Here is a 13359-nt window from a genome sequence, read left to right on the forward strand (position 1 = left end):
ACGGTGCCGGGTACCCGTCGCCTTCAAGAGCACACAGCGTTCATTTCGGGGGCGTTCAGCGCCGCTCGACGGGGTCCTGCTGTACCGGGACACTCTGCCGCAGTGCTTGGTCCGCGTACTGATGGGCCAGCGCGGCGATGGTTCGGGCTTCGGCGAGAACGTCGCCGCGCTCGCGAACCATCTGGTCGTAGATCGGCGAACCCGGGGTAGGGGAGTGGGAGGACACGCGTCGGGATCTCTTTCCGTGTCGGGCGGTGAACAGACGTGGCGCTCCTGCCCGCAAGGACGCCGATCATGCTGAGTGAACGGTGCAGCAGCCCCTTGATTGCTGAAAGTAATCACACGAATGGCGGGTGTGAATGCTCCGGGCGAGAATGAACGGCCGGGTGACGCTCTTTCGAGCGGGAGCCCGCTCTGATCATCCGCCTTTGCGGCCCGACTCCCGCTGGTGCTTTTCAGTCAAGGAGGGCACTGATGTTGATGCCGGATGCAGGTGTGATCGCCGGCCTGATGGCCCGTTATCGGGCGCAGGAACGCCGCGTTCTTGTCGCCCCGCACGACCCCCGTGCCCGCAGCCGCTTCGAAGACACCGTGTACACGCTGTGCGTGCTGATGGGCAGGCGCACGGCGGCCGAGGCCGTCATCGCGGCGGAACGCTACATCGCGCAGGCACGGCCGGATCAGCGGCCCGGGGATCGACACATCACGCCCCGGCGGTTCTAGGGCGTGTTTGAGAAGTCCCGCCTGCCCCGCGACCCCTGGCACGCACACTCGCGATGTTGTCGGAGTCACCCAACTACGTCCAGTACGAGGGCGATCCTCCGCCTTGCGATTGCACGCACCAGACGCCGCAGGGCCCGCCCTGCGGCGGACGGCGTTACTTCTAAAACACGCCCTCGCCCCTCGCCGGGCTGGCCGCGTCGGCCCAGTCGGGCAATAGTCGAATTGACCGGATGTACGTCAAGGAGGCGGGAGGACCCATGGTGTCGGGAGCCGCCGGGCAGCCACAGCGGGAGGGTGTCGCCGGCAGAGGGCGCCTCAGCGTCGAAGTGAGAGCGGACGCCGACGCCGTCGTACTCGTACTCGCCGGCGAACTCGATCACGACACTGCCGATCCGCTGCGTGAGGCACTCGCGGAAGCCGTGGAGGCCGGAGCCGAGCGGATTGTGGTCGACTGCGCCGACCTGCGGTTCTGCGACTCCACCGGCCTGAATGTGCTGCTGCGTGCGCGGCTCGCCGCGAGCGAAGCGGGTGGCCGCCTGGAGCTCGCCGCGCTGCGCCCGCCGGTGGCGCGCATGTTCGACATCACGGGCGCGCACGCGGTGTTCCGGGTGTACGCCAGTCTCGACGAGGCGCTGGCGGACCAGCGGCCGAAGTAGCGGAGGAGCCGATGGGCGTGAGCCTCCGCGGACAGGGGCAGACCCGCCGTCTGGCGCTGTTCGGGACCAAGGGGGTGGTGAGCCGCTGCCGTGACTTCACCAGGGAAGCGCTGGAGGACTGGGGATGGATCCCCGCCGAGGCGGCGGCGGAGGAGGAGCCGGAGGCGGACGAGGCGGAACTCGTCGAGGACGTGCTGCTCCTCGTCTCCGAGGTGGTCACCAACGCCTGTCTGCACGCCGGCGGCCCGACGGAGCTGGTGCTGATCCACGACGGCGAACGGCTACGGATCGAGGTCGCCGACGCCAGCCCGGAGTCTCCGAGGCCCCGGCCGCCCCAAGACGCCGCGCAGCCCGGCGGCCACGGTCTGATCGTGCTGGAGCGGCTCGCGCGGAGTTGGGGCTGGGCCCCGCGGGGCGACGGCAAGGTCGTCTGGCTCGAGGTCGGCTCTCCCTCAGGCGCCGAGCGGGCTCGTCCTACCCGGAACCGCTAGCGGCTCTGGGCTGCGCATCGTCCAGCAGCGCGGTACGAAGCGTGGAGCATATGCGCGCCAGCAGCCGCGAGACATGCATCTGGGAGAGGCCCAGACGGGCCCCGATCTCGGACTGCGTGAGTTCCTCGCCGAAGCGCAGCGACAGTATGAGACGGTCCCTGTCCCCGAGGCCGGCGATCAGCGGCTTGAGGGATTCCACGGACTCCACGATGTCGAACGCCGGGTCTTCCTCGCCAAGAGTGCGGGTGACCGCGTTGGGAGAACCTTCGTCGTCGTCGAGCGGCCAGTCCAGGGATCGCGCCACGTACCCATTGGCCGCCTGTTCGCCCTCGACCACCTCGGCCTCGGTGATGCCGAGGCGTTCGGCCAGCTCGGGCGCGGTCGGCAGGCGTCCCAGGTGCTGCTCCATGGCGTCCCGAGCCTTGGCCAGGTCGATCCGCAGCTCCTGGAGCCTGCGCGGTACCTGGACGGCCCAGCTGGTGTCCCGGAAGGACCGCTTGATCTCGCCGACAATGGTCGGAAGAGCGAAGCTGGCGAATTCCACTCCCCGGTCCACGTCGAATCGGTTGATCGCCTTGATGAGACCGATCGTCCCGACCTGGACGATGTCCTCCATGGGCTCGGCCCGGTTGCGGAACCGCTGCGCGGCGAATTTCACCAGACTCAGATTGAGCTCGACCAGCGTGTTGCGGACGTATGAGTACTCCGGAGTGCCCTCGTCGAGCGCGTCCAGACGCTTGAACAACGACGTTGACAAAGTCCGTGCGTCCACAGGGCTGACCGACAAGGGATCGGTGATCTCCGGCAGGCCGTCCAGCGCGGTACGGCGCACCTCGTGCCCCGGTGGCGGCGGCGCGGCAGCCGCGGCGATCTGGTCAGTACGAATCCCGCTGGAGGCGGTATGAATCCCGCTGGACAATGAGGCTCCTTCGACGGGGCGGAGGTCGGCGCTGTCGGGCACAGCGGGACCGTCGTACGAGCTTCCTGCCTTAAAGATGCCCACTTCTGATGCTTTGATGTCGATTTACGGGGCACCGGCATGATATGGAGCGGGCGCAGAAAGAGCGGAGAGTGACGTACAGCCGCCGCTTTTCTCTGAAGGGCGGCCCAGGTGTGGTGGGCCAGTGCCGAGACTTGACGCGGCAGGTGCTCGACGAGTGGTTCAGCCTCTCCGGCCAGGCCGGGAACGTCGTAAGAGGCGACGTGCTGCTGCTCGTATCCGAGGTCGTCACCAATTCGTCCCTGCATGGTGGGACCCCGTGCGAGCTGAGGCTCGACCGGTCCCCCGGGCGTCTGTGGGTCCAGGTCAGCGACACCAGTCCAGTACGGCCGCGGCCTCATGGCCCGCATCGCGCGGCCCGGTCCTCGGGGCACGGCCTCTATCTGCTCGAGCGGCTGTCCGCCGGCTGGGGATGGGTGCCGCGCGGAACGGGCAAGGCGGTCTGGTTCGTGGTGGCCGTCCCCGAATGACCGGGCCGTCCCGAGCGAGGGGCCGTCCTGAGGACCGGGCGATGCCTGTTTGACGGGTGATGCCTGCGTCCCGCCCGGGTGTCCGGACCGATACCGCATGCCACAGTGGGAAGAGCCGTTGAGGCCGCCACGCTGCGGGTTCTCGCAGCACGGCGCCGCGAGTCACGACAGCGCGAGGTCAGCGATGGATGTGCCTGCCCACACGCCTGATCCCCATCAGGTCCGGCTGCCCGCAGAGCTGAGCGAGGAAGGGCTGAGGAAACTGCTGGCCGGGCTCACGGCCGTACGGGACGGCGACCTCTCTGCCCGTCTTCCCGACGCCGAAGGGCTGCTCGGCGAGATCGCGACCATCTACAACGGCATGGTGGACCAGCTGTCGGTGGTCACCTCCGAGGTCACCCGGGTCGCCCGGGAGGTCGGCGGACAGGGCCTGCTCGGCGGTCACGCGCAGGAACCGCGAGTGAGCGGCGTGTGGCAGGAGCTCACCACCGGCGTCAACACCATGGCGGACAACCTGACGTCCCAGGTCCGGTCCATCGCCCAGGTCGCTACGGCCGTGGCCCGCGGCGACCTCACCCAGAAGATCAGGGTGGACGCGCGCGGGGAGATCCTGGAGCTCAAGGAGACCATCAACACGATGGTGGACCGGCTGTCCTCGTTCGCCGAGGAGGTCAGCCGGGTCGCCCGCGAGGTGGGAACGGACGGAAAGCTCGGCGGTCAGGCCACCGTCCGAGGAGTGTCGGGCACCTGGAAGGATCTGACCGACAACGTCAACTCCATGGCGACCAATCTCACCAACCAGGTCCGCAACATCGCCCAGGTCACCACGGCCGTCGCCGGTGGCGACCTGACGCGCAAGATCGATGTCGACGCGCGCGGTGAGATCCTGGAACTCAAGACCACGATCAACACCATGGTCGACCAGCTGTCCTCCTTCGCCGCCGAAGTCACACGGGTGGCCCGCGAGGTCGGCAGCGAGGGGCGGCTGGGCGGCCAGGCCGAGGTGGAGGGCGTTTCCGGCACCTGGAAGCGGCTCACCGAGAACGTCAACGAACTGGCCGGCAATCTGACCCGCCAGGTGCGTGCCATCGCCAAAGTGACCAGCGCGGTCGCGGAAGGCGATCTCACCCGGTCCATCACGGTGGAGGCTCCCGGCGAGGTCGGAGATCTCAAGGACAACATCAACGCGATGGTGGAGTCGCTGCGCGCGACGGTTCGGGCCAATGAGGAACAGGACTGGCTCAAGACCCATCTGGCCCGTATATCGAGCCTCATGCAGGGCACCCGAAGCCTCTCCGCGGTCGCCGAGCTGATCATGACGGAGGTGCCCCCGCTCGTCTCCGCCCAGTACGGCGGCTTCTTCCTGGCCGGGGACGAGGGCCGCGGAACAGAGCTGGTCATGATCGCCGCCTACGGCGCGCCCGACGACCCGGCCGCAGAACCGCGCCGTTTCCGGCTGGGACAGTCGCTGGTCGGCCAGGCCGCACGGAGCCGCCACACCATCACTGTGGACGACTTGCCGCCCGGCTACGCGACCATCGTGTCCGGCACCGGCCGCATGGATCCCAGCAACTTGATCGTGCTGCCGATCGTCGTGGAGGAGCAGGTGCTCGGCGTCATCGAACTGGCGGCCCTGCGCCCGCTGACCGCAATCCACCGGGACTTCATCGACCAGTTCATCGAGACGGTCGGCGTGAACGTCAGCTCGCTGATCGCCAATGTGCGTACGGACGAACTCCTGGACCAGTCGCAGCGGCTGACGGCAGAACTCAGCACCCGTTCCCGGGAGTTGCAGGCACGTCAGGAGGAGCTGCAGCGTTCCAACGCCGAACTCCAGGAGAAGGCGGTGCTGCTGGCGGACCGCAACCGGGACATCGAGCGCAAGAACCTGGAGATCGAGCAGGCCCGCCAGGAGCTGGAGGCCCGCGCCCAGCAGCTCTCCCGTACCTCGATGTACAAGTCCGAGTTCCTGGCCAATATGAGCCACGAACTGCGTACGCCGCTGAACAGCCTGCTGATCCTTGCCCAGTTGCTCGCCCAGAACATCGAGGGCAACCTGACGCAGAAACAGGTCGACTACGCCGAGGTGATCCACTCCGCGGGGTCCGACCTGCTCCAGCTGATCAACGACATCCTGGACCTGTCGAAGGTCGAAGCCGGAAAGATGGACATCCACGCCGAGCCTTTCGCGCTGCACCAGCTCCTGGAGTACGTCGAGGCGACTTTCCGCCCGGTGGCGAGCGAACGCGAGCTGGAGTTCCGTGTGATCGCCACGCCGGGGCTCCCCGACGAACTCATCACCGACGAGTCCCGGCTCCGGCAGGTGCTGCGCAATCTCGTCTCCAACGCGCTGAAGTTCACCGAGCAGGGCCGCGTCGAACTCCGCGTCCAGCACGCCGCCGGCGACGAGCTGCCTCCTGCCCTGCACGACCGCGGTCCGATTGTCGCCTTCCGTGTCTCCGACACCGGAATCGGCATCCCGGCCGACCGTCTGCAGAGCGTGTTCGGAGCTTTTCAGCAGGGCGACGGGACCACATCGCGCCGTTACGGCGGCACCGGGCTCGGGCTTTCCATCAGCCGGGAGGTGGCTCAGCTCCTCGGCGGTGCCATCGTCGCGGAGAGCGCTGTGGGCCGGGGCAGCTCCTTCACGCTCTACCTGCCCGCGCGCGCCCCGGCGCTCCAGCAGCAGTCGCACGACGGTACTGAGGAGTCCGCGGAAGGCGTGCCTCGCGGGGGCGAACCAGCCACCGGGCACACGGTGTTGGTGGTGGACGACGACACCCGGAACATCTTCGCGCTGACTCAGGTCCTGGAACGCGAGGGGATGCTGGTGCTTCAGGCGGACAACGGCAGAGCGGGGATCGATCTGCTCATGGCGCACGACGAGGTGGATCTCGTTGTGATGGACGTGATGATGGCCGGTATGGACGGCACCGCCACCATGGCGGCGATCAGGGAAATGCCCCGCTTCGCCGATGTGCCGATCATCGCGGTCACCGCCAAGGCCATGCCGGGGGACCGTGCCAAGGCTCTGGCCGCCGGAGCCAATGACTATGTGGCCAAACCGGTGGACGCGGACGATCTGATGGCGAGAATCCGTATGTGGCTGGCGCGCGACGGCTGAACGGGGACGGGTGGCGCGCTGCCCGGCACCGGCTCGTCAGCGTTCTGGGCAGACGCGGACCGCGATAAGGCTTGTGTCGTCGTCCGTGTCACCCGTGGCGCCGCTCAGCAGCCGGTCGGCCTGTTCCTCGACCTCAAGGGAGCTCAGTTTCTCCGCCGCCCGCAGGAGTGTGGCCAGGCCCTCGTCCAGTCCGTCGTGGCGGCGCTCGATGAGTCCGTCCGTGTACAGCAGCAGTGTGTCGCCCGGGAGTAGTCGGGTGGTCCTCTCCTGGTAGACGAAGGACGGCACGGCCCCCAGCAGGATGTCCCGTGGCGGATCGAGCAGCCGCGCTCTGCCGTCACGTATCAGCAGGAGCGGCAGATGCCCGGCGCTCGCCCAGCACAGGGTCCGGTCGGCCGGGTCGTAGAGTGCACAGACCGCGGTGGCGGTCGGGTGGCCCTGCGTGTTCACTGTGACGTCGTTCAGCCATTCCATCAGCCGTCCAGGGGTGTGCCCGGTGAAGGCCAGTCCCCGCAGCGCGTTCCGCAGGGCGACCATTCCGGTGGCGGCGTCGATACCGTGCCCCGCTATGTCGCCGACCGCCACCAGCACCTTGCCGCTGGGCAGCGGGATGACGTCGTACCAGTCACCGCCCACGCGGTACTCCTGGGCCGCGGGCCGGTAGCGGGCCGTGGCCTGCAGCCCGGGCAGTCGCTGAAGGGCGGGCATCTCGGGGACGATCGCCTGCTGGAGCTGGAGAACCAGCCGGTGCCGGAGGGCTGCCTGCGCCTGTACGGCGGTGAGCTGGTCGAACGTGGCGGTGAGGGCGACCTCCGTGTGGAATCCCGTGGAGACGTCCTGGTAGACGCCGGTGATTCCGGTGATTCCGGTGATTCCGGTGAGGGCGCCCTCACCCATGAGGGGCTCTGCGGCGATGCGTACATGTCGCATTCCGCCGTCGTCACGGATGACGCGGACGACCGCGACCGCGCCCTTCCGCCGCTCGGTCAGCGTCATCAGGAGTTCGGTCAGATCGTCGCGATCCTCCGGGTGCACGCGGAGCCGCAGGGCTGTGAGAGGGATCGGTTCCGACTCCCGGTCGATGCCGAGAATTCCGTACGCCTGGTCACTCCACTTCGACGTGCCCCTGGTGAGATCGTCCTCGAACGGCGCGACGCCCTGCAGCTGGCCCACCGCGCGGGTGGCGGACAACCGCCGGTCGCTGCTGGTGTGCCACAGCACGACGGTGCGTTCGGCGCCGACCGGCAGGACCCGTACGTCGAGAAGAGGCGCGGGGGAGCCCGCGCCGTGCTCCGGTGGCAGCCTGGCCGCGCGCTGAAGGGAGGTGCCGGAGTGCGCGCGCCGGGAGAGCAGCGCGAGATCGGAATGGTGCCGGGGGAGCGCGACTTCGAGGGGCTGCCCCGTCTGGTGTGTCCCGCCGAGAGCTTCGGACGCCGGCCCGTTGAGGTGTTCCACCGACAGATTCGAGGTGGCCGGATCGCGGCGCAAGGTCATCGCGGGATGGGCCAGCGCGTCGACCAGGTCGTCGAGGAGCGGCGACTGGGACGGTTCGGCGTCCGTGGCGTTGAGGACCCTCGCCGCCACTTCGATCACATCGGTGAGCGCCCGCCGGACGCTTTCGTCAAGATCCGCGCGGCCCGGCCAGACGGCGAGAGCCAGCCCTACGGTCGAGCCTCTCAGCCGCAGTGGGAGGAGGGCGCGGGCAGCTTCGGGGCCGGGGCCCGGCAGCGCCACATCCGGCGGGGGCCCGGAGGCCAGCCAGACCGGGGAACCTTCGGTGACCACCTGCTGGAACGGCGCCGGGGCCGCCGGCGGGATCCACTGCCACCGCGTTGCTTCCCCGGCGCTCACCCCGGCGTGTCCGGCGAGGCGGAGACAGTCGGATTCTGTGAGCCGCCACAACCAGAGGCTCTCCACCCCGAGCGGGCTCATGCCGCCCTGCAGCAGGGTGGCCGCGGCCTCGCTGACGGTGTCGTTCGCCTCTGCTGCGGTGGCGACACGGCGTATCCGGCGGGCCTCGGCAACGGCGCCCTCGTCACCGACGGGCGGAGTGGGTGACGTGATGGCGATGGTTCCCGCCGCGCTGTTCACGATGTCCGCGGCGAGATCTTCGGTGCTCAGGCCGGTTGCCTCGGCGAGCAGTACGAGGTGTTCGGCCGCCTCGGCGGGCGATGCCTCCAGCTGGGTCACCAGGATCCCGGTGGCCAGGTCGATCAGGTGCCGTCGCGTGAGTCGCTCGCGGAGAGTGACGTTCTCGGCGGTCAGGCTGACGACCGCTGCGGACAGCTCTTCGTGCCCGCCGCCTGAAGCCGGAGGCTCCTGCGCAGGCATGGTCACGACTACTCCCATTCCGAGCAGACAACGCGAAGTGTTGATCGCGCCCGATCTGGATTCTACGCGGGCATTCCTTGCACGGCAGATGTCCGTGCCCGGCCTTCCCGCTGCTTCCTGCTGCGCCGAAGGTCGCGCCGGTCGGTACCCGGATTGCGGTGGTATACGGCGCGGCACAGGGTAGTGGGGAAAACCTCCGAACAGTTGCGGGCAACAGTCTCAGACAGGAGTTGTCATGCCTCGCGGTTCAAGTCCCAAGCGGGAACGGCAGTACGAACACATCAAGGAGAGCGCTGAGGAGCGCGGCGAGAGCAAGAAGCGCGCGGAGGAGATCGCTGCCAGGACGGTCAACAAGGAACGTGCCCGCTCGGGCGAGTCCAGGACGGCGAGCAAGAGTTCCACGCAGGACATGTCTTCGTCCCGGCGTGGCGGCAAGCCCTCCCACAGCGGATCCGAAGGGCCGACCTACGACCAGCTGTACGCCGAGGCGCAGCGCCGCAATATCCATGGCAGGTCCTCGATGAACAAGGCGGAGCTGAAGCGCTCACTCGGGAGTTGAAGGGCCTCGGGGGTGCGGCGCACGCCCCGACCTCACCGACCGCGGTCGGGCAGGGCCGCGAGCGCGGAGCTCAGTGCGGCCCGGACCGGTTTGGCGGGCGGCGGTCCTTCGACGCTGTCCACGATCTGCTGCGCGATCTCGCGGAGCTTGATGTTCGTGTGCTGGGAGACATTCACCAGCACTTGCCAGGCCTGGTCCGGCGTGCATGAGGCGGTCGCCATGATGACCCCGCGCGCCATGTCGATCACCGGGTGCGTGCTGAGCGCGTGGCGCAGCCCGGCCACCTCCTCCCGCAGTGCCTGCGCTTCGAGTTCCGCGCCGACGACGCGGTACTGCGTCTCGTCCGCGGCCACCCACGCCGCGGCAGAGCTTCTCTCGAGGGCCGATCCGGTGTTGTCCATCCGCGTCATGCTCCTGCTCCCTTTCCGGCTCACCGGGCCGGTTGGCACGCCCTACGCCTCCCTCACGCTGTTGCCCCGAGTACCGGGCAGGACACGTGCCCGCAGGTTTCCTGGCCGAAGTTGAAACTCCGCTGTGCGGCGTTTCGAGTGCCGTGATCGCGGTACTGGATCTGGACGTTCCCTGCGTACGAGGGAGCGGAGGCGCCGGTCCAGTTGGGCTCATCAGCTGCCGGCGCCGACCTGTGCCGTGGTGGCTGATTGTCCCCGCGCGTTGCGGTTTGCGGTATTCCGGGTGCAGTCTGATAGTGACCCAGAAGCGACAAAGGCTCACTCTTCGCACTCGGGGTTCCGCATGCGAATGGGTGAAGCCGTCGCGGTGAGGAGCCACGGTCATGAACGTTCCGGTCGCCTGCCGCTACAGCATCGAAGTGTCGGCATCACCCGAGCGGATCCCGCAGATCCGGCGCATTCTCGCAGCCCACCTTCGGTACTGGAGCCTCGAGCCCCATATCGTGCCCGTCTGTCGTGCCGTCGACGAGCTCGTCGGCAACGTCGTACAGCACGTGCCAGGCGACAAGACGTGTGTCGTGGAGCTGCGTTGGACCGGGAGGCACGTGATCGCGTCCGTGGCCGACAAGGACCGCCGGATGCCCCGGATCCACAGTTCCTCCCCGTCGAAGGGCGGACTGGCCACAGTTGCCGTCCTCAGTGACAGCTGGGGGACATGCGGCACCGCCACGGGCAAGGTCATCTGGTTCAGCAGGCGTGCGAAGGCAGCGCAACGCGTGGCTGCGAAGCCGTCTGCACCGATGCCGCTGTTGCGCGAGTTCAGGCCGCTGTCTTCGAGCTCGCCGGTTGCGAGGAGCGGTGTCCCGGCCGGCAGCGAACCTGCTGTGGCCGCGCGCGTCTGAAGCACAGCTCTGAATGACCGATGCCGCGATGCATGAGGCTCGTAGACGCATGGCTGGTCCCGGCGCGGGTACTCGGCCGCGACCAGCAGTTCGAAACCGGAAGGTGAGTCACATGGGTCTCGGTGGGTGCATCATCCTCATTGCCGCAGGGGCGATTCTCACGTTCGCCACCGACTGGAACGTGCAGGGTGCCAACCTCGACGTGGTCGGCCTGATTCTGATGGTCGTCGGCATCATCGGCGTCGTGACGTTCACCAGCATCGCCAAACGTCGTCGCGTCGTCGTGCCGCCGGCAACCCCGGTGGTCGATGAAGAGCGAGGTCGCCGCTACGAGTGACGGTGCCGGTTTGGCGCGGTGCCCCAGGGGCACCCGCCGGGCCGCTTGCCGCACCACACCCCCTCCAGCACTACGTCCTCTCCCGCACCACACCCTCTCCTGCACCGGAGTCGATTGTGAGTCGTTCCCGTGTCGTTGTCGTCGGAGCCGGTTTCGCCGGTTTCCAGGCCGCTCGCGCGCTGTCCCGGACCGTCCGGGACCGGGCGGAGATCGTCCTGCTCAACCCCACCGACTACTTCCTCTATCTGCCGCTGCTGCCGCAGGTCGCAGCGGGGATCCTGGAACCCCGCCGGGTGACAGTCTCGGTCCCCGATGCCCTGCCGCGGGTACGTCTGGTGCTCGGCGAGGCCACCGGGGTCGACCTGGCGGACCGGCGGGTTCACTACGCCGATCCCGAAGGCGGTTCCGGCGCGCTTGCGTACGACCGCCTCGTACTCGCCGTGGGCAGCGTCAACAAGCTGCTTCCCGTGCCCGGGATCGCCGACCACGCGCACGGCTTCCGCGGTCTGCCGGAGGCGCTGTATCTGCGCGACCACATCACCCGACAGATCGAGATGGCCGCCGGTGCCGCGACCGCCGAGGAGAGCGCCTCCCGCCGCACCTTTGTGGTCGTCGGCGCCGGCTACACCGGCACCGAAGTCGCCGCCCAGGGAAAACTGTTCACGGACGCACTGACACGTAGGCAGCGCACCGGGAAACACCACGGCCGGGCGCGCTGGCTGCTGCTGGACGTCGCGGACCGGGTGCTGCCCGGGCTGGACCGCAGGCTGTCCTCGACGGCCGACCGGGTACTGCGCCGTCGCGGCGTCGAGGTGCGCACCGGGACCTCCGTCAAGGAGGCCACCCAGGCAGGAGTCCTGCTGGACGACGGGGAGTTCATCGACACGAGGACGCTGGTCTGGTGCGTGGGCGTACGTCCCGACCCGCTTGTTTCCGAGGTCGGACTGCCCCTCGAGCGCGGCCGTCTCGTCGTCGACTCCCGGCTGAACGTACCCGGCTATCCCGAGGTCTTCGCATGCGGCGACGCGGCGGCAGTACCCGATCGGACACGGCCGGGGGAGTACACGGCGATGACGGCCCAGCACGCCTCCCGGCAGGGAAAGCTGGCCGGACTCAATATCGCCGCCACTCTCGGCCACGGCGAGCAGCGCAGCTATGAACACCACGATCTGGGCTTCGCCGTGGACCTCGGCGGGATCCAGGCCGCCGCGAATCCGCTGGGCGTCCCGCTGTCGGGACCGATCGCGGGCGCCGTCACCCGCGGCTACCACCTGGCCGCCATGCCGGGGAACCGGGTACGCGTCACCGCCGACTGGCTGCTGGACGCAGTGCTACCGCGCCAGAGCGTCCAGCTGGGCCTCGTCCGCTCCCCGCAGGTTCCTCTGGACAGCGCCTCGCCGGAAGTCCCCCGGCTCGTGGGAGCCCCTCCCAAGGAGCAGTGAGATGTCATACAAGGTGCGGGCGGGCCGGCGCACCGTTGAGGTCCACCGGCCCGACAAGGTCCTCTTTCCCGACGACGGACTCACCAAGGCAGACCTCGTCGACTACTACCGCCGCATCGCGCCGTTCATGCTGCCGCATCTGCGCGGCAGGCCGTTGATGCTGGAACGGCATCCGGACGGCATCGGCGGCCCCGGCTTCATGCAGAAACAGACCCCGGACAACTGTCCGGACTGGGTGCGCAGGGTCGAGGTGGCCAAGGCGGACGGCACTGTGACCCACACGGTGTGCGACAACACCGCGACCCTGATCCATCTGGTCGACCAGGCGTGCATCACCTTCCATCGTTGGCTGTCGCGCGCGAACCGGCCGGAGCAGCCCGACCGGCTGGTCTTCGACCTCGATCCGGCGGAGGACGACTTCGAATCCGCACGCCGGGCGGCGGAGCAGCTCGGTGAGCTGCTGGATCAACTCCAGCTGCCGTCCGTCCTGCTGACCACCGGATCCAAGGGCCTGCACGTCATCGTGCAGCTGGCGCGCGGGGCGGGCTTCGACGAGGCGCGTGAATTCGCCAGGGAGGTTGCGCAGACGCTCGCCGATCGCGACCCGGACCGGCTGACCACCGAGGTACGCAAACAGGCGAGAGGCGGCCGCCTCTATCTGGACGTCCAGCGCAACGGATACGGGCAGACGGCCGTGGCGCCGTTCTCCGTGCGGCCCAAGCCGGGCGCGCTGGTGGCCACCCCCGTCAGCTGGGATCAGTTGAAGGACCCCGAACTCACCGCTCGCCGTTGGACGGTGACCGATGCGCTCGACCAGGCGTGTACCAGACCGTGGGCCGGCGTGAGCGGTGGCGGCCGAGCGATCGGCCCGGCCCGCCGTCGTCTCGCCGCCCTGCGCTGACGGTGCCGAGGCG

14 protein-coding genes are annotated in these 13359 nt (G+C 68.7%); 10 read left to right on the forward strand and 4 right to left on the reverse strand.

The features are described from left to right. Positions 1–55: 55 nt before the first annotated feature. The gene (locus ACFYXH_RS12225) at positions 56–226 is read right to left on the reverse strand and encodes a hypothetical protein (RefSeq protein WP_389561999.1); all 171 of its coding nucleotides are present in this window, start codon (positions 224–226) and stop codon (positions 56–58) included. A gap of 248 nt (positions 227–474) precedes the next feature. On the opposite strand from ACFYXH_RS12225, the gene ACFYXH_RS12230 reads away from it, so the two are divergent. The 3 genes from ACFYXH_RS12230 (at position 475) to ACFYXH_RS12240 (ending at position 1870) form a co-directional block, all read left to right on the forward strand. Then, positions 475–723 (forward strand): DUF5133 domain-containing protein, encoded by a 249-nt coding sequence (locus tag ACFYXH_RS12230; RefSeq protein WP_389562000.1) that lies wholly within the window; start codon positions 475–477, stop codon positions 721–723. 257 nt (positions 724–980) lie between these two features. Then, on the forward strand, positions 981–1379 hold the full coding sequence (locus ACFYXH_RS12235; protein WP_389562001.1) for an STAS domain-containing protein: 399 nt from the start codon (positions 981–983) through the stop codon (positions 1377–1379). 11 nt (positions 1380–1390) lie between these two features. After that, complete coding sequence (locus ACFYXH_RS12240; protein WP_389562002.1) at positions 1391–1870, forward strand: ATP-binding protein; 480 nt, start codon at positions 1391–1393, stop codon at positions 1868–1870. On the opposite strand, the gene ACFYXH_RS12245 is transcribed toward ACFYXH_RS12240, so the two are convergent. After that, positions 1854–2789 (reverse strand): RNA polymerase sigma factor SigF, encoded by a 936-nt coding sequence (locus ACFYXH_RS12245; RefSeq protein ID WP_389562003.1) that lies wholly within the window; start codon positions 2787–2789, stop codon positions 1854–1856. The genes ACFYXH_RS12240 and ACFYXH_RS12245 overlap by 17 nt on opposite strands. Positions 2790–3004: 215 nt before the next feature. On the opposite strand from ACFYXH_RS12245, the gene ACFYXH_RS12250 reads away from it, so the two are divergent. Then, entirely contained in the window at positions 3005–3340 is a 336-nt protein-coding gene (locus ACFYXH_RS12250; RefSeq protein WP_389562004.1) for an ATP-binding protein, read from the forward strand. A gap of 184 nt (positions 3341–3524) precedes the next feature. Then, positions 3525–6464, forward strand: coding sequence for a HAMP domain-containing protein (locus tag ACFYXH_RS12255; protein ID WP_389562005.1), 2940 nt, complete (start codon positions 3525–3527; stop codon positions 6462–6464). A gap of 36 nt (positions 6465–6500) precedes the next feature. Here ACFYXH_RS12255 and ACFYXH_RS12260 read toward each other — a convergent pair whose 3' ends face one another. After that, complete coding sequence (locus ACFYXH_RS12260; RefSeq protein WP_389562242.1) at positions 6501–8795, reverse strand: SpoIIE family protein phosphatase; 2295 nt, start codon at positions 8793–8795, stop codon at positions 6501–6503. A 235-nt stretch (positions 8796–9030) separates the two neighbouring features. Here ACFYXH_RS12260 and ACFYXH_RS12265 point away from each other — a divergent pair, with 235 nt between their 5' ends. Next, positions 9031–9354, forward strand: a complete 324-nt coding sequence (locus tag ACFYXH_RS12265) for a plasmid stabilization protein (RefSeq protein ID WP_389562006.1) — start codon at positions 9031–9033, stop codon at positions 9352–9354. A 32-nt stretch (positions 9355–9386) separates the two neighbouring features. On the opposite strand, the gene ACFYXH_RS12270 is transcribed toward ACFYXH_RS12265, so the two are convergent. Continuing rightward, the gene (locus ACFYXH_RS12270; RefSeq protein WP_389562007.1) at positions 9387–9764 is read right to left on the reverse strand and encodes an ANTAR domain-containing protein; all 378 of its coding nucleotides are present in this window, start codon (positions 9762–9764) and stop codon (positions 9387–9389) included. A gap of 383 nt (positions 9765–10147) precedes the next feature. Between ACFYXH_RS12270 and ACFYXH_RS12275 the strand changes: the two genes are divergently transcribed. From ACFYXH_RS12275 to ligD, 4 genes are all read left to right on the forward strand, one after another. After that, positions 10148–10666 carry an ATP-binding protein gene (locus ACFYXH_RS12275; RefSeq protein ID WP_389562008.1) on the forward strand — a complete coding sequence of 173 codons (519 nt, stop codon included), beginning with the start codon at positions 10148–10150 and terminating at the stop codon, positions 10664–10666. Between the two features lie 112 nt (positions 10667–10778). Next, positions 10779–11003 carry a DUF6458 family protein gene (locus ACFYXH_RS12280; RefSeq protein ID WP_389562009.1) on the forward strand — a complete coding sequence of 75 codons (225 nt, stop codon included), beginning with the start codon at positions 10779–10781 and terminating at the stop codon, positions 11001–11003. Between the two features lie 116 nt (positions 11004–11119). Further along, a complete protein-coding gene (locus ACFYXH_RS12285; protein ID WP_389562010.1) occupies positions 11120–12445 on the forward strand; it encodes an NAD(P)/FAD-dependent oxidoreductase in 1326 nt (441 codons plus the stop codon). Between the two features lies 1 nt (position 12446). Continuing rightward, positions 12447–13346 carry a non-homologous end-joining DNA ligase gene (gene ligD, locus ACFYXH_RS12290; protein ID WP_389562011.1) on the forward strand — a complete coding sequence of 300 codons (900 nt, stop codon included), beginning with the start codon at positions 12447–12449 and terminating at the stop codon, positions 13344–13346. Positions 13347–13359: the final 13 nt, after the last annotated feature.

This window comes from Streptomyces sp. NPDC002730 (genome assembly GCF_042888805.1).
GTDB lineage: Bacteria > Actinomycetota > Actinomycetes > Streptomycetales > Streptomycetaceae > Streptomyces.

Excerpts from the sequence above, each read along its gene's own strand:
- ACFYXH_RS12255 (WP_389562005.1), top strand. The coding sequence starts at position 3,525 with ATGGATGTGCCTGCCCACACGCCTGATCCCCATCAGGTCCGGCTGCCC.
- ACFYXH_RS12260 (WP_389562242.1), bottom strand. The coding sequence starts at position 8,795 with ATGCCTGCGCAGGAGCCTCCGGCTTCAGGCGGCGGGCACGAAGAGCTG.
- ACFYXH_RS12265 (WP_389562006.1), top strand. The coding sequence starts at position 9,031 with ATGCCTCGCGGTTCAAGTCCCAAGCGGGAACGGCAGTACGAACACATC.
- ACFYXH_RS12270 (WP_389562007.1), bottom strand. The coding sequence starts at position 9,764 with ATGACGCGGATGGACAACACCGGATCGGCCCTCGAGAGAAGCTCTGCC.
- ACFYXH_RS12235 (WP_389562001.1), top strand. The coding sequence starts at position 981 with ATGGTGTCGGGAGCCGCCGGGCAGCCACAGCGGGAGGGTGTCGCCGGC.
- ACFYXH_RS12230 (WP_389562000.1), top strand. The coding sequence starts at position 475 with ATGTTGATGCCGGATGCAGGTGTGATCGCCGGCCTGATGGCCCGTTAT.
- ligD (WP_389562011.1), top strand. The coding sequence starts at position 12,447 with ATGTCATACAAGGTGCGGGCGGGCCGGCGCACCGTTGAGGTCCACCGG.
- ACFYXH_RS12280 (WP_389562009.1), top strand. The coding sequence starts at position 10,779 with ATGGGTCTCGGTGGGTGCATCATCCTCATTGCCGCAGGGGCGATTCTC.
- ACFYXH_RS12275 (WP_389562008.1), top strand. The coding sequence starts at position 10,148 with ATGAACGTTCCGGTCGCCTGCCGCTACAGCATCGAAGTGTCGGCATCA.
- ACFYXH_RS12240 (WP_389562002.1), top strand. The coding sequence starts at position 1,391 with ATGGGCGTGAGCCTCCGCGGACAGGGGCAGACCCGCCGTCTGGCGCTG.